Here is a 19,438-nt window from a genome sequence, read left to right as displayed (position 1 = left end):
CTACTGCAAATTGTTATCATATATTTAATGTTCAATTAAATTATTTCCTTACAAAACTTGCAACATCCTCCTCGGAAACAGTATTTCCACCAAGAATAATTAATCTTTCCACAACATTTCTCAATTCCCTGATATTTCCAGTCCATGAAAGAACTTTAAGCGCCTCAATCGCTTTATCATCAAACTTTTTCACGGCAGTACCATGCTCATCGGCAATTAATCCGGAAAAATGATCTACCAATAATTTGATATCCTCTTTTCTGTCATCCAACGGCGGAACATAAATTTCAATTACAGAAAGCCTGTGGTAAAGGTCTTCCCTGAATTTCCCTTCCTCAATTTCCTTCTGCATGTTCTTATTGGTTGCTGCAATTACCCTTACATCAACTTTTATTTCCTTATCACTTCCTACAGGAGAAACTTTGCTTTCCTGCAATGCCCTCAAAACCTTGGCCTGAGCAATAAGGCTCATATCTCCGATCTCATCCAAGAAGATGGTACCGCCAGTTGCCTGCTCGAATTTTCCCTGCTTGTCTTTAATAGCGCCTGTAAAAGAACCTTTCACATGTCCGAAAAGTTCAGATTCAATAAGCTCAGAAGGGATAGCGGCACAGTTTACTTCGATCATCGGACCTCTTGCACGCTCGCTTTGATTGTGGATAGCATGGGCTACGAGTTCTTTTCCAGCACCATTTGGCCCTGTAATCAAAACCCGGGCATCAGAAGCAGCTACCTTTTCGATCATATCCTGAATCTTCTTCAAAGCAGGAGAATCGCCGATCATCTGGTATTTTTTGTTAACCTTTTTCTTTAAGGTCTTATTTTCAGTTTGAAGATTTTTATTTTCCTTTTTCAGACTTTCTTTGGCTAAAGCATTTTTTACACTTGTGATCAGTCTGTTGATATCAATAGGTTTGGAAATAAAATCGTATGCACCTTCCTTCAGACAGGAAACAGCAGAATCAATATCCGCGTGGCCAGAGATCATGATGAATGTACTTTCGGGCTTTAAGATCATACTTTGCTTTAAAAGTTCTGTTCCTGAAAGTTTAGGCATCTTGATATCAGAGATCACCAATGCGAAATCTTCTTTTTCTATCTGTTTGTAGCCTTCAAGGCCATCTTCAGCGATAACAAATTCGTAATCGGTAAGTTCATCAGAAAGGATACTGTGTAATACTCCCGAGATTGCTTTTTCGTCTTCTACAATAAGGATTTTTTGCATAGTTGCAAATTTAGATTTTTTGATTCAATTATTAGCAAAAACTATACCTAAATATACTATTTTGAGTAATCTCTTCTGCCGAAAATGGCGGATCCAACCCTTACAGAATTGGCACTACATTCAATGGCAGCCGGGAAATCGTCACTCATTCCCATAGATAAAGTTTCGAGGGTTTTTAATTGATTTAATTCATCAAAAAGCCTTTTTAAAATTAAAAATTCTCTTTTCACCTGTTCTTTATCATCTGTAAATGTGGCCATTCCCATCAGGCCGGTTATTTCAACATTGGGAAATTTTCCGTCAATATATTCTTGGAATAATGTTTTTGCCTCAGCAATCTCAAGTCCGAATTTAGTTTCCTCTGCTGCAATTTTTACCTGAAGCAGTACTTTAATGGTTCTGCTGTTTTTTCCGGCTTCCTTACTGATCTCTATAAGAAGCTTTTCAGAATCCACACTTTGGATGGTATCAATGAAAGAAGCAATGTACTTTACTTTATTGGTCTGCAGATGTCCGATAAGGTGCCATTGGATATCTTTTGGAAGGAGAGGGTATTTCTCCATAAGCTCCTGAACCTTATTTTCGCCAAAGACTTTTTGCCCCAGGTTATAGACTTCCTGAATGGCTTCAACCGGATGCGTTTTTGAAACTGCTACAAGCTGAACTCCCGATGGAAGCTGATTTTGTATTGCTGTATAATTTTCTTTAATATCCATGAATGCAAATTTCTGAATTTTAAAAGCAAAAAACTAATGAATCTGTAAAATTGTTGTTTCTAGTTGCTAGTTGGCGGTTACCATCAATGTAATTGTTACATTGATAGAATATTACATTAATTAAGAATGTCATTGATCTGCGGATACTGAGAAATCTTTCTGAAGACAAATTTATTGCTTTTCTGAAGCTTTTCAATAAACATATCCAGTTCATTGATGGAATCTGCATCTCTGAGGTATTGGTCATGTGTAAGAAAAACCAGATGTCTTGATGTTTTTTCCAGATCATTAAGAAAGATGCTGTCCACCTTCTTAATCATGGCTTCATGGCTTCCCTTTAAAGTCATTTTTTGAGAAGGTCTCCATTCCAGATCCCAGCCAATTACTTTATAGCCTGCTTTTTTAAGGCCGTTTGCGGCTTCGGTGGAGCTTTTAATATCAGTAACATTAATATTGTTCAGCCTCCAGATATTTCTTCCCGGAGTTCTTGCTATCTTATCGTAAAGCTTAAGGCTGTCTTTAGCAATATCAAAATCATGGACTACAGCCTCAGGATTCTTGTAAAAATCAGTATATTTATTATGGGCGTGGCTAAAGCTGTGATTGGCAAGCTCAATCAGCGGATTGCTTCTTAAAAGCTCCATATCATCCTTTTGTCTTTTGCTTCCGTAGGCATGTTTTCCTACCAGAAAAGCAGTTGCACATACATTCCTTTTGTTTAATATTTTAAGGAGATTTTCCGTTCCCTGGTTGGGGCCGTCATCAAAAGTAAGGTAGATAATTCTTTTATCAGATTCTACGCTCTCATCATCTATTTTGGGGACCATTTGTACGGTGGGAGGTTCCAGTGAGACTGTTTTTTCAAACTCTTTCACATCAGTTTTGCTGTTACAGCCGTTGAATACAATTGAAGCTGCACTCACCAATGCAGTCATTCCCAGAAAAGCCATGTTTTTTGACTTTTCCCCAAAAATTTTTTTCATAAAGATAATGGAGGTTTAAATCGTTAAAAATTGTTAAAAATATTGCTGAAATGTTAACAAATTATATGCCATTATTTGATAAAAAACTGCTTTTTAATTTTATTTTAATAACTTTATTTTAAGCGATATTTTGTAGAACGAAATGCTTTTTCAATTCTATTTTCTTATTCTTGAAATTTAACATTTATAATTGTAAAAACAATAGCTTTTTTCTATTCTTGTTGAAATTAAAGCATTCCTCCTTTATTGGGGAATTATTTTAAAGTAAACAGGTGAATTTGTTTTTTAGCTAGAATAAGCACGAAAGATGACCGAAAGATTTTGTGTGCGAGGCTTATTCTAAACCTTTCTTCAGATATAGTGCATTTTTAATTGCAGCAGTGCCCCATGTATTATTGAAAAATACAAATGATTTTTTTTCTGAATGGCTGATTTTTTCAGCAAGATCATCAAGAAAATCCAAGCTGTACTCCGATTTGTAAAGGACCGGTTTTCCGTGAAGCCTGTAGTACAAAACTTCAGGATGATTGTCAATAATTTCTTCCGGAAGATCACCGGGAAAGCTGACGCCGGAAAAAACAATATTATTTTCTTTTAAAACACTGAAAATTTCTTCAGTCCACCAGAAATTGTGACGGAATTCTATAACATTTAAATAATTAAAATCAAGACTGGTCAGGATCAGATCGATGTTTTCCTGCGATTTTTTAAAAGAAGGCGGAAACTGATACAGAAATCCGGAAAGCTTTTCTTTTAAATGAGTCTGGATATGGGTACAGAATTCTGAAATGTCTTCTTTAGAATCTTTCAACCGCTTTTCATGGGAAATGGCTTTAGGAATTTTGATGAAGAACTTAAACTCTTCAGGAGTTTCATCGTGCCATTTTAAAAGGGTTTTTGCGGTTGGTTTTCTGTAAAAAGTGGAATTGATCTCCACTGTATTGAAAACCTGGGAATATAAGGTAAGAAAGTCTTTACTTTGAGCATTCTCAGGGTATAGCGACCCTTTCCAGTCGTTATTATAAAATCCCGAACATCCAATGTAAAGACTTCCTTTTTTCATAACTTTATTTTATATCTGCATCCAGATCTACAGAGTTCAGCCGTAGTGAGTTCAGGATAACAGAGAGTGAACTGACGCTCATGGCGGCGGCTGCAATCATAGGGGACAGCAGTATTCCAAAGAAAGGATACAATAATCCTGCCGCTACCGGAATTCCCAGCACATTATAAATAAATGCAAAAAACAGGTTTTCTTTAATATTCCTCAGAAGTTTTTCGCTTAATAATTTAGCTTTTGCTACGCCTAAAATATCGCCTTTCAAAAGAGTGATTTCAGCACTTTCCATGGCAACATCGGTCCCTGTTCCCATGGCGATTCCTATATCAGACTGCGCCAGAGCAGGGGAGTCATTAATCCCGTCTCCGGTCATCGCTACAATTTTACCCTGCTGCTGAAGTTTTTTTACTTCATTCAGCTTGTCTTCCGGAAGGCAGCCTGCTTTATAATGTTTGATTCCCAATTCTCCAGCAACCGCTTTAGCCGTATGTTCATTATCTCCGGTCATCATGATCACGTCAATTCCTTCATTCATCAGACGCTGAACCGCTTTTTTGGAAGTTTCTTTAATTTTATCGGTAAAGCTGATGAAGCCTAATACCGTTTTTTCCTGAGCAATATAAGAGATGGTATGTGCCTTTGACTGCACTTCTACAGCTTTTTGCTTTAATTCCTGAGGGATAGAGAGGCTGCTGGAGGTCAGAAGGCTTTCATTTCCTAAATAAACTGTTTTTCCATTGATATTCCCCTGAACTCCTTTTCCTGAAATATTTTCAAAATGCTCTACCTTTTCAGCCGTTAAATTTTCTTCTTTTGCTCTTTTGATCACGGCATTGGATAAGGGATGTTCTGAGTTTTGGTTTAGGGAAAAAGCAAGTTTCAGGATCTCATTTTTCTTTTCGTTTCCTGTAGTTTCAATATGTTCTACAGACGGTTTTCCTTCTGTTAAAGTCCCTGTTTTGTCTGTAATCAGAACATTAACTTTATGCATCTGTTCCAGTGCCTCTGCATTTTTGATGAGTATTCCGCTTTTAGCTCCTTTCCCGATTCCAACCATCAGGGACATCGGAGTTGCCAGACCAAGCGCACAGGGACAGGCAACAATGAGAACTGCAACCGCATTGACAAAAGCAAATAGGCTTCTTTTCCCTTCCGGCCCGAAAAACTGCCATAAAACAAAGGTAAGAACAGCAATCAGAATCACAACAGGAACAAAAACTTTAGAAACCTTGTCGGTTAGTTTCTGTATCGGGGCTCTGCTTCGGCTGGCTTCATTCACCATTTTAATGATCTGCGAAAGAAGGGTTTCATCACCTACTTTTTCAGCTTTCATGATGAATACTTTGTTTCCATTGATGGTTCCCGAAGAAACTTTATCATCAATATTTTTCTCTACAGGCACGGGCTCTCCTGTGATCATGCTTTCATCGACCAAAGAGCTTCCTTCTGTGATCTTGCCGTCCACAGGGATTTTTTCACCCGGTTTTACCTTTAAAAGATCTCCGATTTTTACATGGGAAAGCAATACTCTTTTTTCTTCTCCGTTGACGATAAGATTGGCTTCGTCGGGAGAAAGGTTCATCAACTCCTTGATGGCATTTCCCGTTTTTTTATGAGCAGCGGCCTCCATCAGCTGTCCTAAAATTACCAAGGTTAGAATGACACAGACTGCCTCAAAATATAGTGGTATTTCATGATTATGACCTCTGATTTCATGAGGAATGATATCAGGAAAGAACAATGCAGCAATGCTAAAAATAAAGGCTGCTGCAACCCCTAGAGCAATCAGGCTGAACATATTTAAATTCCAGGTTTTAAACGAAACCCAGCCTCTTTTCAGCAGGAACCATCCTGAATAAAACATCACAGGAAGCGTCAAGGCAAGCTCTATAAATCCCTGTACTGTATGGGAAAAAGGGAAATTGATGAACATTCCACCCATGGAAAGAATAAAAACCGGAATAGTGAAGGCAAGAGAAATCATGAATTTCCTTTTCAGGATATTGTAGGTTTCATCCTCTTCATCTTCTCCGCTGTCTGGCATTCTTACCAGATCCATTCCGCATATCGGGCAGTCTCCAGGTTCATCACGAATGATCTCCGGATGCATGGGACAGGTGTATTTTGCAGTTTTCTTTTCCGGATATTTTACCAAATCCATTCCACAGACAGGACAACCTACGTTAGAATCATAAGTTTTATCCCCTTCACAGTACATCGGACAGTAATACTTTCCGGCCATATCATCTGTCACTTTAGGAGCTTCATGATGATGGCTGTGATCGTGATGGTGGGAATGAGCATGCTGATGGCCTTGTGAGGCTGCATTTTTCGCAAGATCTTCTGTGATTTCTTCCAGATGCATATGGCAAACCGGACAGTCACCTTTTTCGTCATATACTTTATCCCCTTCACAGAACATTGGGCAATAGTATTTTCCCATGCTGTCTTTAAAATTGGCTGGTAGATTTGAAGAAGAGTAGGTGGGTTTATGATTTGGATCTTTAGCATGTTTTTCCTCGATGGGAACCAGATACATATTACAAACCGGGCATCTTTCACCTTGTTTAAAGTATACTTTGTCACCCTCGCATTCCATTGGACAATAATAAACTGAAGACGGAGAAACCCTGTCCTGAGGTTTTACAAATGTAGTTTCGGGTTTATTAGGGTCTTCCAGTCTGTATTTATCTCCTAAAGCGTTATTTAAAACCGATAGTTCAATTTCCTTATCAGAAGTGATGGTAGCCGTATTATTCTCCAGATTTACATCGGCGCTAACTCCCTCAATAGCGTTGAGCTTTTCAGAAATTTTTTTCTGACAGCCGGAGCACGTCATTCCGAGTATATTATATTGTCTGTTCATGATCCTTGAATTTATACTACAAATTTCCAAAATGAATTGGTAAGGCTGTTATAAATTTAAGGATAATAGTTATAGAATTTTGCCTGCGGTGTGGATGGGTGAATCGGAGGGTTTGAGTGTCTTCGAGTAGGGGAGCTTAACACCGTAATTATTGAGTATTTTAAAACACCTTTACTCTAGAACTCTCTCACACTCCAACTCAGAAACTATCCAATGTTTTCCTTTGATGATCCTTCAGTTTCTTAAATTCGGTAGGCGTAAATCCGGTGATATTCCTGAATTGGGAAGAAAGGTGCTGAACACTTTTGTAGCCGAGCTTGCCAGCGATTTCAGTAAGGGTGAATTCATTATAAAGAAGCAGTTCTTTTACTTTTTCGATTTTGTGAAGAATAAAGAACTGTTCTAGGGTAATGTTTTCGTTCTGCGAAAAGGTTTTGGAAAGAGAACTGTAATCTTTTGGGATTTTTGAGCTTAAAAACTCAGAGAGAAGAAAGTTTTCATCAATATCCAGCTCACTGATCTTGATGATGATGATGTTTTTGATCTTATCGACAAGCTGGTGAGCGGAATCCTTGATTCTTTCAAAACCTGTATCCAGCAGACTATTTTCTATAGCCTTCATTTTCTCAGCTGAAATGTCGATTCCGGTTTCAACTTCTCCTAATGTAACAGAGCTTACTGCTATACCAGCATCGCTGAATATTTTTTCCACTGCAGAAATACAGCGGTTGCAGACCATATTCTTCACAAAAATTTTCATGGCTTGCTCAGTCTGTCTTTTACAAATTCAATCTGCGTTTTTCCGTGAGGAGCCGGGTTTCCTTCGTTGTCCAGGTTCACCATGACAATTTTATCAACGGTAATAATGGTCTGGTGGGTCATTTTGTTTCTTACATCACATTTTAAGGTGACGGATGAAGATCCGAAGTGCGTAGCTTCAATCCCGATTTCTATAATATCTCCCTGTTTTGCAGAGCTCACAAAATTAATTTCCGAAATAAATTTTGTAACCACTTTTGTATTTTCCAGCTGAATAATTGCGTAAAGCGCCGCCTCTTCATCGATCCACTGTAAAAGTCTTCCCCCGAAAAGAGAATGATTGGGATTCAGGTCTTCGGGTTTTACCCATTTTCTGGTATGATAGTTCATGTTTTAATAATTTACTTCACAAATTTAGTGTTAAAAACTGGTTTTATCAAAGAAACAGTATTTACTGATCTTAAGGAAATGATTCATTTTCTCAATCATATTTTCTTGGAACGCATCGCTTTTACTTTTTTTACGGTAGGATCATTTAAAAATTTTTGATATTCTTTACTCTCAACGGGGAATATTGCTACTTTACCTTCGTCATTGTGATGGGTTCCAAACCCATAACGTTTGGATAGGGGAGAAGATCTGAGGCAGGGTTGTCCTTTGGAGAAGAACTGTATCCTTGCCTGCTGTTTTTCGCTTTCCGGAATATCATTTTTCAGAGCATAACATTCGAATATGATATCATCCGAAGTATAGCGGTAAGGATTTTTCATGATCTGCTCATACTGAAGCTCTGCCAGTGTCTTTATTTTCTTTTCATGCGGTGTCTCGGCCTGAGAAACAGGACAATCATCGGCGACTTCAATAAAGGTGTTGGTATAATTTGTAGTATGTTTCATAAAGATGTTGTCAATAAAGGTTAACTATTAATGGCATTATTCCTGATTATAAATTCAGGTTACTCTTTGAATTCTAAAATATCACCGGGCTGGCAGTCCAGAGTTTTGCAGATGGCATCAAGCGTACTGAAGCGGATCGCTTTTGCTTTTCCGGTTTTTAGATTGGATAGATTGGATAACGTAAGATTTATTTTTTCTGAAAGCTCATTCAGTGACATTTTTCTCTTAGCCATCATCACATCAAGGTTTATTATAATAGGCATAAGGCTGTATTTATCTTTAAAAAGGATGTTTTTTGCACGTTTACAGAATCGTTTTTATTATGTTAACTAACTTTAACTTTTGGTAAATTTCAATATAATTTTATTATAAAACAATACTTATTTATTATTAATCAATAAAAAATAGCTTTTGACTCCTTGAAACGTGACAAATACTTTAAAAAAAACTTTGATTTAAAATTTTTAATTGTATCTTGCATACGTTTATATTTGGAATCAATATTTGTTCATTAATTTATGTTGTTTTTCTTTTATATACCAAATTTTTATTAATTTTTAATTTTTATTTAAAATGAACATTTTTGTTTCAAACATCAATTACGCAACTAAAGAGTATGAGTTGCACGATCTATTTGCAGAATTTGGTGATGTATCATCAGCTAAAATTGTTACAGACAGAGAAACTGGCCGTTCAAGAGGTTTCGGTTTTGTAGAAATGGGTGATGAAGAAGGAAAGCAAGCTATCGAGGCTCTTAACCAGAAAGAATTTAACGGAAAAGAGTTAAACGTATCAGAAGCTAAACCAAGAGAAGAAAAACCAAGAAGAAGCTTTGACAACAACAGAAGCGGCGGATACGGCGGTGGAAACAACCGTGGTAATGGCGGCGGCGGATACGGCGGTGGAAATAACCGTGGTAACGGCGGCGGAAACCGTTGGTAAAAAAATATAAGGCGGCTTTTTAGCCGCTTTTTTTTATGGACTATTATCCCTTTCTGATGTAATTGCAGGAAGGGATACTTATTTTTATCTGTTTTCTATTGAGAACCATATAATTTAATCTGAATTATAGAACACTAAATAAATAAAGCGGCTAAAAAGCCACTTTATGAGTTTTATTTTTCTTTGATCAATAATGCTGCATTATTATAAAATATGGTCTTTTGTTTGTTGTAAGGAGAGCTGTCTCTTGAGATATTCTGAAAAACTATTTTGATGTGGTATTTCCCCAAATCACTTTCCATAGAGATTTCTTTCATTTTTATGGTTCCCGAATGGCTGGCGTTGTTTTCGAATAGCTTATCTATCACCGGACTGAAATCTACCGTCTCTTCTGAATTGAGAATCACCTTTATCGTTTTTCCATTATTGACTCCGGTCTGGCTGTCTATCAGAAATGTATCTCCATTAATATCTTTCGATTGCTGATTATAGCTGTCAAAATTAATTAAATACTGATAACCCTGAATGTTGATTACTTTTGATTCCGAGTCTAAAACAAGCCTTTCATATTCTGATCCATCCGAAGTTTTATTGACATGTATAAAAGCATTTCTAAGGGTACTGCTGATCAGCGAAGAACGAACGTTCTCAAAGTCTCCTGCTAAAAGATCGTGCGTTTTGCCGGCAGTCAGATTCAGTAAAAAATCTTTTTGCTTTCTTTCAGCCAGGAACTCAAATTTATCAGCAATTTCGTTAACGAGAGTGTCAGATACTTTCTTCTGAAAATCTATTTTGTTATTAACCAGAAGTTTATTTTTATCCAGAAGAGTGATCAATTGGTTTTTCTGGCTTCTTTTGGCTACACTGAATGCATTTAAATAAGGAAAGATCAACGAAAAAGCTCCAAAAGCAAATAAGCTGATGGGAATAAATTTTATGCTTGCCTTTTTATTTAAAACAAAATAAGAAACTACACCCAGCAGCCATAGTGCCAATAGCAAAACGAAGTATCTGGGTTCTGTGTAGCCGTATTCCAGGATCCTTGTAAATATGGCCGTAAATAATAAAACAAGTAACGGAATTATGGTGTAGTAAAACAGTTTTGAAAATACTTTGACCCACGATTTTGCTTTTTCCTCTTTAAGCGGATAGACAAGCAATAAAGCAAGGATACCAATAATACTGTAAGCCAGGACCAGATAAGAAACCCATCCTCTCGGAAGTTCCCAGTTGATAACTATTTTAAATGAATAAACATACAGGATGACCAGATAAATGAAAAGCAGCGGAATCAGGACAAACTGGGTGAAAAACTTTAAAATCACCGGATAGGTACTGTCTTTTTCCAGATAGCTTAGCCCGGTTTCATTGAAAAGGAGAAAGATAAAACTGCTCCCGAAAATGGCCAGGGCATAGAACGTATCGGCATATAGGTTATCACTGAAGTTAAAATCAAATAATTTGTCAACTGCCAGGATGGCCAGCTCTACACCTCCTGTAAGTACTCCTGTAAAAATAGCGGTCAGGAAAATATTAACAAAAAGATTTTTATTGTATTGCCAGAAATTAAGCTCCCTGTTCTTTTCGAGAAAGGCGCCAAAGGAAACCAGTAAGTGAGAAAGAAGAAGACTAATAGCGATGATGAAGCCATGAACTTCGGTAAAATTTCTCTCTTTTGCAGGTAAAATGAAAAAAAATCCTATCAGGAAAACTGTTCCCAATATTTCCAGTAAAAGTCTTTTTCCGATCCTTTGGGAAAGGATTTTCAAAGCAAACATAAGGGAAATACCGAGACAGCAGCAAATAGTAAATTTCGAATGAATGAATAACGATTCACGGTCATATTTGCTGTCCAGCATACGGATGGCTCCCACAGAAGAGAGCAGTCCCATTAATAAAACCATCGGATAGCGCGACAGAACATCCTGTGCCTTCCCTGTTATTTCCCGGATTTTCGTTTTCATGATTCGTGTATTTTGTGCTTAGTCTTTTTTCTTCTTTTTCTTCTTGTCTTTATCCTTATCTTTTGTTTTACTCTTTTTAACTTTTTTAGGATTTAAGATCTCATCTGCATATTCAAATTTCGGTTCCTCAATTTTTGTAGGAATAATCTCAATTTTTAGATCAAAATAATTCTTCAGATCATCCTGTGATATTAATTTTTCATTGAATAAAAACTCCAGCATTTCCTTTCCGGAATCATTGAAAAAATTATGAGCAAGCTCTTTCAGCAAGAATTTACGGTATTCTTCCATAGGGACAACTACGGTGTATTTGAAGATTCTTCCTTCCTTTTGAGTGGTGATATAACCTTTTTCCACCAATATTTTAAGGTAAGTAGAAACAGTGTTCTGGTGCGGCTTTGGTTCAGGATGCTGCTCCATGATGTCTTTAAGATAAAAAGATTCAAGCTTCCAAAACAGCTTCATAAAATTTTCCTCAGCACCGGTAAGATGATTTATTTTCATAGAAAGTTCTTAATGTTGAAATTGTATATTGCAATAAAGATAAATAAAAGATACCACAAATGCTATTCCGGCACCCATAAATACTTCCTTTATTGTATGTCTTTTTAAAATGATTCTTGTAATTCCCACTAAAGCAGCAATTCCCAGCCATACCAGTCCTGCTTTCCAGTCCAATGTGAAAAATAATGCTGCAACAAATACATTAAACGCTGTATGCATCGAGCTTTTAATAAAGAAGTTACTGATCTGCATAGTGAAAACAAGGATCAGGACAAACAGCATGACGAGATCAATATACCCGTTTCTTACATAATTGAAAATAAGATAAGTAACCACGCAGGCCGCAATAAAAATATAGAGTGTTTTCCTTTGAATACGGTTCGAAACGTCCATATTCGTATATCTTCCGGTTTTTACATTCCAAACCAGCCAGATCACAACCGGAGCAATAATCATTAATAATATAGGAACAAAATAAAGAAGAGAATCTTCGAGTGAATATTCCTTTATACTCATATAAACGAAAAAAATAAATAAAGAAATTAGCGGATTGAAAAAATCTGAGATGATTTTTGAAATTTTATGTACTGTTGAAGGCTGTTTTTCTTCCATGTTCAAGTTTAAAATTCAAATATAACACTATAAGCAAAAAAACAATTAGTATGTATACGATAAAAACAAAGTTTTTTTTATAATTTTGCTCAAATATTCATCATAAAAAAGCAAGAGCTAGCACATGAAAGAATTTTCTAAAGAGGTATACCTGAAGTGGTATGAAGATATGACTATGTGGAGAAGGTTTGAAGACAAATGCCGTTCTCTTTATCTAAAACAAAAGATCAGAGGTTTTTTACATTTGTATAACGGTCAGGAGGCTATTCCTGCCGGCTTCACGCATGCAATGGACTTAACGAAAGACAGTATGATTACTGCTTACAGATGCCACATCCATCCAATGGCGATGGGAGTAGATCCGAAGAGAATCATGGCTGAGCTTTGCGGTAAAGCTACCGGAACGTCCGGAGGTATGGGCGGTTCTATGCACATTTTCAGCAAAGAGCACCGTTTTTATGGCGGACATGGTATTGTAGGCGGACAGATTCCTTTGGGAGCTGGAATTGCTTTTGCAGATAAATATTTTGACAGAAAAGCTGTAAATATCTGTTTCTTCGGAGACGGGGCTGCAAGACAGGGATCGCTTCACGAAACATTCAATATGGCGATGAACTGGAAGCTTCCTGTAGTATTTGTTGTAGAAAACAACCAATATGCGATGGGAACTTCTGTAAAAAGAACAGCCAACCATGAAGATATCTACAAATTAGGTTTAGGATACGAAATGCCTTGCCTTGCCGTAGATGCAATGGATCCTGAGAAAGTGGCTGAAGCAGCTTACGAAGCTATTGAAAGAGCAAGAAGAGGAGACGGACCTACTTTCATTGAAGCCAGAACTTACCGTTATAGAGGACACTCTATGTCTGATGCCGAGCCTTACAGAAGTAAAGAAGAAGTAGCGATTCACAAGAATGATGATCCTATGGAACTGGTAAAACACAGAATTTTGGAAAATGGTTGGGCTACTGAAGCAGAATTAGAAACGATCGACAATAAATCAAGAGATTTTGTAGACGAATGTATCGAATTCATGGAAAATTCTCCATATCCGGATCCGGATAAGGTGTATGAATATGTTTATGCTCAGGAAAATTATCCATTCTTAGATAAATTAGAAAACTAAAATAATTTGCTGATCCAATGATAGATGATGCGAAAAGCATTGTTTTCTATTATTAATCACCATATTAAAAAAATAATACAATAAATTATGGCAGAAGTAATTACGATGCCCCGCCTTTCTGATACTATGACGGAAGGTAAGGTGGCGAAATGGCATAAAAAAGTAGGAGATAAAGTAAAAGAAGGAGATATTTTAGCCGAAATTGAAACAGATAAAGCTGTTCAGGATTTCGAATCTGAAATAGAAGGAACTCTTTTATATATTGGGGTAGAAGAAGGCGCTGCTGCTGCTGTAGATTCTGTTTTAGCGATTATTGGGAATGAAGGTGAGGATATTTCAGGACTGACTGGCGGAGCTGCTGCTCCTGCTGCAGGTGCTTCTGAAGAGAAGAAATCTGAAGAAGAATCCAAAACAGAAAATAACGCTACAAGTGTTGAGCAGACTACTGCGGAAGTTCCTGCAGGTGTAGAAATTATTACAATGCCAAGACTTTCCGATACGATGACGGAAGGTAAAGTGGCAAAATGGCATAAAAATGTAGGCGATACCGTAAAAGAAGGAGATCTTCTTGCTGAGATCGAAACAGATAAAGCGGTTCAGGATTTTGAATCTGAATTCAACGGGGTATTATTGAAGCAGGGCGTAGAAGAAGGTGGTGCTGCTCCGGTAGATTCAGTATTGGCGATCATCGGTCCGGAAGGAACAGATGTTTCTGCTGTAGGTGCTCCAAAAGCAGCGGCTCAGGCCTCTGAAAAACCGGCTGAACAGAAAACTGAAGCAAAAGCAGAAGAAAAAGCGGCTCCGGCAGCAAGTTCTTCATCTTCAGACAGGGTAGCAATTTCCCCGTTAGCTAAGAAAATGGCTCAGGATAAAGGTGTTGACATCAACAGTGTTCACGGTTCAGGAGAAAACGGAAGAATTGTTAAAAAAGATATTGAAAACTATCAGCCTTCCCAGGCACAGGCTCAACCGGCAGCTTCTGCTCCTGCAGCGGCTCAGGTTGCACTAAGCTTTGTTCAGGGTGAAGACACGGAGACTCCAAACTCTCAGGTAAGAAATATTATTGCAAAACGTCTTGCTGAAAGTAAATTCTCAGCGCCTCACTATTATCTGATGGTGGAGATCAATATGGATAAAGCAATTGAGGCCAGAAAAGAAATCAATTCTTTACCGGATACGAAAATCTCTTTCAATGATATGATCATTAAGGCAACTGCTGTTGCTTTAAGAAAACATCCTCAGGTGAACTCAAGCTGGGCAGGGGATAAGATCATCCACAGAGGAAATATCAATGTGGGGGTAGCAGTGGCTATTCCTGACGGATTAGTGGTTCCTGTACTTAAAAATACAGACCAGATGAACTACACTCAGATCTCTGCAGCAGTAAAAGATATGGCTTCAAGAGCTAAAAGCAAAGGCCTTAAAGCCAATGAAATGGAAGGTTCTACATTCTCCATCTCCAACCTGGGTATGTTCGGAATCGAAACATTTACAAGTATCATTAACCAGCCGAATTCTGCCATCCTTTCAGTAGGAGCAATCATCGAAAAGCCGATCGTTAAAGACGGTCAGATCGTGGTAGGAAATATCATGAAGCTTTCATTAGCATGTGACCACAGAGTGGTAGACGGTGCTACGGGAGCTCAGTTCCTACAGACTTTAAAAACATATCTGGAAAGTCCTTTAACCCTGTTACTGTAACAGTTCAGATTGTACATATTAAAACCTCTCGCTTTGAGAGGTTTTTTTTGTTTAAATTAATTAAAATATCTGTGTTGTACATTCTATAAAAATTTTAATTAATTATATTTTTGTTTGGAGAAATCACTATTTTTGAATCATGATTAAAGCGAGTAATGTCCATAAATTTTATGGAAATTTAGAAGTACTGAAAGGAGTTGATATTCACATTAAAACAGGTGAAGTGGTTTCTATTGTAGGCGAATCTGGGGCGGGGAAGTCTACGTTGCTTCAGATCTTGGGAACGCTAGATCATCCCAGCAATTCCAATAAATACAACACCGAAATCAGCATTGCAGGGGAATCTTTCATTAATATGAATGATAAGCAGCTTTCCAAATTCAGAAATCAGAATATCGGTTTTGTCTTTCAGTTCCATCAGCTTCTTCCGGAATTTACTGCTTTAGAAAATGTGCTTCTTCCGACAAAAATTGGAGGTGCCAATGAAAAGGAGGCCTTAGATAAAGCATATGCCTTATTTGAAGACCTTAAAATAGAACAGAGACTGCATCATAAGCCCAATCAATTATCGGGTGGAGAGGCACAAAGGGTAGCCGTAGCAAGAGCGCTGATTAATTCTCCCAAGATTATTTTTGCAGATGAGCCTACAGGAAACTTAGACTCAAAAAATGCGGATGATCTTCACAGGTTATTTTTTGATCTTAGGGATAAATACAACCAGACTTTTGTTATTGTAACCCACAACCCAAACCTTGCCGAGATCACAGACCGTAAACTGGTTATGAAAGATGGAATGATCATCGAATAAAAATCATCTTACCTCAATGAAAAGATTTATTTTCCTGTTCCTTTTTATGATTTCCTGCTCCAAAGCTGAGTCTCAGGAAAGTAATGCTTCCGGTAGTCTTCCGGCAGCAAAGGTCCTGGAAATTAAAAATTTTGTGAAAGAGAAGAGCTATAACCAGGATATTGCTGTTTTTATCAATTTTAAGATTCATTCCGGGAAATACCGTTACTTTGTCTATGATCTGAAAAACGATAAAATATTGCAGAAAGCAATTGTTTCACATGGTTCAGGTTCGGTTATTAAGAATTCAGATGTTCTGAAATTCAGTAATACAGAAGGATCCTACCAGTCTTCACTGGGAAAGTATGAAATCCTGAACAGCTATAACGGAAAATTTGGAAAAGCTTACAGGCTAAACGGTCTGGATACTGATAACAGCAATGCGATGCAAAGGGCAATAGTCCTGCATTCTTTCGGATGCATTCCGGATCAGGAATCTCCGACACCTGCCTGCTTAAGCTTAGGATGTCCTATGCTCTCTGCCAATGCATTAGTGCTGACTGCAAAATATCTCGACAAGTCAAAATATCCGGTGATATTGTATGCATTTTATTAAATTGATTCCTTATTTATAACTTTATAACACACAAATGACCATAAAATTTCTTGCCGAAGACGATAGGCCCAGAGAAAAATTTTTGCTGAAAGGAAAGAATTCCCTTTCCGATTCTGAACTTCTGGCGATCATTATGGGTAGCGGAAGTAAGGACGAGAGTGCATTGGAGTTAGCAAGAAAAATCCTCGCTTCAGTAAACAACAGCTGGCACCAGTTGAGCCTTCTTTCCAATAAAGAACTTATGAAATTCAAAGGAATTGGGCAGGTAAAAGCTGTTTCCATCATTGCTGCATTAGAAATAGGAAAGAGAAGAACTGTTCAGGAAATACCTGAGAAAGCTGTGATATCCAATAGTGATGATGCATATTTTATCCTTAAAAACCAGTTATCAGATTTAAGGACTGAAGAATTCTGGGCAATATTCCTGAATCAAAGCAATAAGGTAATTCATATCTCACAACTGACACAGGGTGGTATAAACCAATCAATCGTAGATGTAAGAATTTTGTTTAAAACAGCCTTGGATCATTTTTCAACAGGAATTATTATTGCACACAATCATCCGTCGGGAAGCCTGAAACCCAGTAAAGAGGATATCAACATTACCAAAAAAATAAATGAGGCAGGGAAAACATTAAGCATACAGCTTTTAGACCATATCATTGTGACGCAGGATGCCTACTTTAGTTTCTCAGATGAAGGATTATTATGATTAGAAGACTGAAATATAACGAGATTGATTTTAAAAAATATACTGACTGTCTGGAAAAGTCAGAACAGAAGAAATATTCAGCATCAAAAAGCTTTTTAGATGTGACGACGGATAAGCAATGGGATGTTTTGGTGCATAATGATTATAATGCTGTAATGCCTGTTCCTTTTATCCTCAAAAAAGGAATTAAGATTGTGCATAATCCGTTGATATGCCAACAGCTTGGCGTTTTTTCAGAAAAAGATGATAAGAAAATCAATGAAAAATTTTTGTATTTTCTCCAGAAAAATTACCTGATAAGAGCTTATCATTTTAATGAAACCAATAGTTTCGATTCAAAGCTAAAGACAAAGAAGAATTTTCTTTTATATCCTAATGAATATGCTAAAGTATTTGCTAAATATTCTCCCAAAAGAAAAAGAAAACTGAGATTGGATGATGAAGTGACGGAAAATTCAGAGCTTAAGGAAATACAGTACAAAGAAGCAGAAACTTTCATAAAAAACAATGTGATAGGGCTGGATAAAGAACATGATACAGACACTCTACTGAAAACGCTTGAGACATTTCATGCATCAAAGCATTTAAAATTTCTGGCCTTTTATTATCATCACGAAATCACTAATATGATCGCCATTTATTCGGATTACGATACCATTGCTCTTTTAGGAACTTTTAATGATAAAAAATATATTAAAATGGCCGGGGCATCTACGCTTATTGATCACGTAATCAAAGAGAATATTGAAAATTTTATTTTTGATTTTGAAGGAGGAAACCTTCCGAGTATTGAGGAGTTTTTCAGAGGCTTCAGACCGGAATTAAAACACTACGCAGTTATAGAAAATTCTAAAAAGACATTGATCAGGGATTTTGCCCGTTTTCTAATGAGAGGTAAACTTTCTTAAGATGAATATCATGTCTATTTTCGTTATTTAGAATGATTTTAATTAAATATTATTCCGTACCTTTATAAAGTATTTATCCTAATAATCCAGCCATGCTAAAGCAGATCCGTTATTATAAACTGCCCTATATTATTTATAATTTTTTTAATAAGAAGAAATTACAGCATAATATCCCCTTGTATAAAAAGTATGGCCTCAAAAAAAACTACTATTCCAGCATTTCCAGCACTGATTTTGCCCATCTTCCGGCTTCAAAAAGAGGAATAGACCAGAATAGACTTGTTGACACTACGTTTTTCAAAGAACTCAATGCTGAAAATAAACAAAGTGCCCTTCAGTATGATGAAAACGGATATATGATTGTAAGAAATTTCATTAGTCCAGATGATGCAGACAGGATCAATAATGAAATTGAAAAGCTGATGGAAAATGGCACCCTGAAATTTATTTACGGAGGAAAGCTGATGTTTGCCATTCATCATTCTGAAATCATTAAAAATATTGGAAATGATAAGAACCTGCTGGATTTTCTGTCTGTCCTTTTAGATGGTAAGGCAAAGCTTTTCCAGAGTATCAACTTCATTAATGGCAGCCAGCAGAAAACGCATTCTGACAGTATTCATATGACGACTTATCCTCTAGGCGGGCTTTTAGGAGTATGGATTGCATTAGAGGATGTGGATGAAACCAATGGTGCACTACATTATATTCCTAAAAGTCATAAACTTCCTTATTTCCTTAATTCTGATTATGAGAATGAAGGTAGTGCATTTAAAATCGGTAAAAAAAGCTACCGTGCCTATGAAGAGTTTTTGGAATCTAAAGTCAGAGAACTTGGTCTGAAAAAAGAAATATTTAAAGCAAAAAAAGGGGATATGCTAATATGGCATGCCAATATCCTTCACGGTGGAGAACCGCATACAGACAAAAACAAAACCAGGAAAAGCCTTGTATATCACTTTTTTGATGAAAACAGTGTATGTTATCATGAAGTAACGCAAAGACCTGCACTGTTTGAATTGTAATTACTATAAAAACACCTGAATAATAGCAGCTGAAAG

20 protein-coding genes are annotated in these 19,438 nt (G+C 37.0%); 8 read left to right on the top strand and 12 right to left on the bottom strand.

Annotated elements, in window-relative coordinates:
- Positions 1-40: 40 nt before the first annotated feature.
- The 9 genes from V6R96_RS14450 to V6R96_RS14410 form a co-directional block, all read right to left on the bottom strand.
- Positions 41-1,225 (bottom strand): sigma-54 dependent transcriptional regulator, encoded by a 1,185-nt coding sequence (locus V6R96_RS14450; protein WP_111953079.1) that lies wholly within the window; start codon positions 1,223-1,225, stop codon positions 41-43.
- 56 nt (positions 1,226-1,281) lie between these two features.
- Entirely contained in the window at positions 1,282-1,941 is a 660-nt protein-coding gene (locus V6R96_RS14445; RefSeq protein WP_336379368.1) for a YggS family pyridoxal phosphate-dependent enzyme, read from the bottom strand.
- Positions 1,942-2,057: 116 nt separating this feature from the next.
- Entirely contained in the window at positions 2,058-2,924 is an 867-nt protein-coding gene (locus tag V6R96_RS14440; protein WP_336379369.1) for a polysaccharide deacetylase family protein, read from the bottom strand.
- Between the two features lie 334 nt (positions 2,925-3,258).
- Positions 3,259-3,987 (bottom strand): DUF72 domain-containing protein, encoded by a 729-nt coding sequence (locus tag V6R96_RS14435; RefSeq protein ID WP_336379370.1) that lies wholly within the window; start codon positions 3,985-3,987, stop codon positions 3,259-3,261.
- 4 nt (positions 3,988-3,991) lie between these two features.
- Entirely contained in the window at positions 3,992-6,850 is a 2,859-nt protein-coding gene (locus tag V6R96_RS14430; RefSeq protein ID WP_336379371.1) for a heavy metal translocating P-type ATPase, read from the bottom strand.
- A gap of 199 nt (positions 6,851-7,049) precedes the next feature.
- Positions 7,050-7,610, bottom strand: a complete 561-nt coding sequence (locus V6R96_RS14425; protein ID WP_336379372.1) for an AraC family transcriptional regulator — start codon at positions 7,608-7,610, stop codon at positions 7,050-7,052.
- Positions 7,607-7,999, bottom strand: a complete 393-nt coding sequence (locus tag V6R96_RS14420) for an acyl-CoA thioesterase (protein ID WP_111953091.1) — start codon at positions 7,997-7,999, stop codon at positions 7,607-7,609. The genes V6R96_RS14425 and V6R96_RS14420 overlap by 4 nt, the downstream gene beginning before the upstream one ends.
- A gap of 95 nt (positions 8,000-8,094) precedes the next feature.
- Positions 8,095-8,505 (bottom strand): DUF6157 family protein, encoded by a 411-nt coding sequence (locus V6R96_RS14415; RefSeq protein ID WP_336379373.1) that lies wholly within the window; start codon positions 8,503-8,505, stop codon positions 8,095-8,097.
- Between the two features lie 59 nt (positions 8,506-8,564).
- Positions 8,565-8,768: a helix-turn-helix transcriptional regulator gene (locus V6R96_RS14410; protein WP_111953095.1), complete on the bottom strand. Its 204-nt coding sequence runs from the start codon at positions 8,766-8,768 to the stop codon at positions 8,565-8,567.
- A 310-nt stretch (positions 8,769-9,078) separates the two neighbouring features.
- Between V6R96_RS14410 and V6R96_RS14405 the strand changes: the two genes are divergently transcribed.
- On the top strand, positions 9,079-9,447 hold the full coding sequence (locus V6R96_RS14405; protein ID WP_111953097.1) for an RNA-binding protein: 369 nt from the start codon (positions 9,079-9,081) through the stop codon (positions 9,445-9,447).
- A gap of 173 nt (positions 9,448-9,620) precedes the next feature.
- Here V6R96_RS14405 and V6R96_RS14400 read toward each other — a convergent pair whose 3' ends face one another.
- From V6R96_RS14400 to V6R96_RS14390, 3 genes are read right to left on the bottom strand one after another with little or no spacing between them, the layout of a single operon-like run.
- Entirely contained in the window at positions 9,621-11,411 is a 1,791-nt protein-coding gene (locus tag V6R96_RS14400; protein ID WP_336379374.1) for a DUF4153 domain-containing protein, read from the bottom strand.
- Positions 11,412-11,429: 18 nt separating this feature from the next.
- Positions 11,430-11,915: a BlaI/MecI/CopY family transcriptional regulator gene (locus tag V6R96_RS14395; protein WP_111953101.1), complete on the bottom strand. Its 486-nt coding sequence runs from the start codon at positions 11,913-11,915 to the stop codon at positions 11,430-11,432.
- A gap of 9 nt (positions 11,916-11,924) precedes the next feature.
- Positions 11,925-12,527: a phosphatase PAP2 family protein gene (locus V6R96_RS14390; RefSeq protein ID WP_111953103.1), complete on the bottom strand. Its 603-nt coding sequence runs from the start codon at positions 12,525-12,527 to the stop codon at positions 11,925-11,927.
- Between the two features lie 124 nt (positions 12,528-12,651).
- Here V6R96_RS14390 and pdhA point away from each other — a divergent pair, with 124 nt between their 5' ends.
- From pdhA to V6R96_RS14355, 7 genes are all read left to right on the top strand, one after another.
- A complete protein-coding gene (gene pdhA / locus V6R96_RS14385) occupies positions 12,652-13,653 on the top strand; it encodes a pyruvate dehydrogenase (acetyl-transferring) E1 component subunit alpha (protein WP_111953105.1) in 1,002 nt (333 codons plus the stop codon).
- A gap of 87 nt (positions 13,654-13,740) precedes the next feature.
- Complete coding sequence (locus V6R96_RS14380; RefSeq protein WP_223559648.1) at positions 13,741-15,354, top strand: 2-oxo acid dehydrogenase subunit E2; 1,614 nt, start codon at positions 13,741-13,743, stop codon at positions 15,352-15,354.
- 139 nt (positions 15,355-15,493) lie between these two features.
- Positions 15,494-16,162 carry an ABC transporter ATP-binding protein gene (locus V6R96_RS14375; RefSeq protein WP_111953124.1) on the top strand — a complete coding sequence of 223 codons (669 nt, stop codon included), beginning with the start codon at positions 15,494-15,496 and terminating at the stop codon, positions 16,160-16,162.
- 16 nt (positions 16,163-16,178) lie between these two features.
- Positions 16,179-16,757 carry a murein L,D-transpeptidase catalytic domain-containing protein gene (locus V6R96_RS14370; protein WP_336379376.1) on the top strand — a complete coding sequence of 193 codons (579 nt, stop codon included), beginning with the start codon at positions 16,179-16,181 and terminating at the stop codon, positions 16,755-16,757.
- A 34-nt stretch (positions 16,758-16,791) separates the two neighbouring features.
- On the top strand, positions 16,792-17,469 hold the full coding sequence (gene radC / locus V6R96_RS14365; protein ID WP_111953128.1) for a DNA repair protein RadC: 678 nt from the start codon (positions 16,792-16,794) through the stop codon (positions 17,467-17,469).
- A complete protein-coding gene (locus V6R96_RS14360) occupies positions 17,466-18,377 on the top strand; it encodes a hypothetical protein (RefSeq protein ID WP_336379377.1) in 912 nt (303 codons plus the stop codon). The genes radC and V6R96_RS14360 overlap by 4 nt, the downstream gene beginning before the upstream one ends.
- Positions 18,378-18,469: 92 nt before the next feature.
- Positions 18,470-19,402, top strand: a complete 933-nt coding sequence (locus V6R96_RS14355) for a phytanoyl-CoA dioxygenase family protein (protein ID WP_111953132.1) — start codon at positions 18,470-18,472, stop codon at positions 19,400-19,402.
- Positions 19,403-19,438 lie beyond the last annotated feature (36 nt).

Origin of the sequence: Chryseobacterium sp. CCNWLW53 (assembly GCF_037083525.1) — a bacterium.
Classification (GTDB): domain Bacteria; phylum Bacteroidota; class Bacteroidia; order Flavobacteriales; family Weeksellaceae; genus Chryseobacterium; species Chryseobacterium lathyri.
The sequence above is the reverse complement of the archived record's forward strand: the minus strand, read 5'-3'. Positions and strand labels throughout refer to the sequence as shown.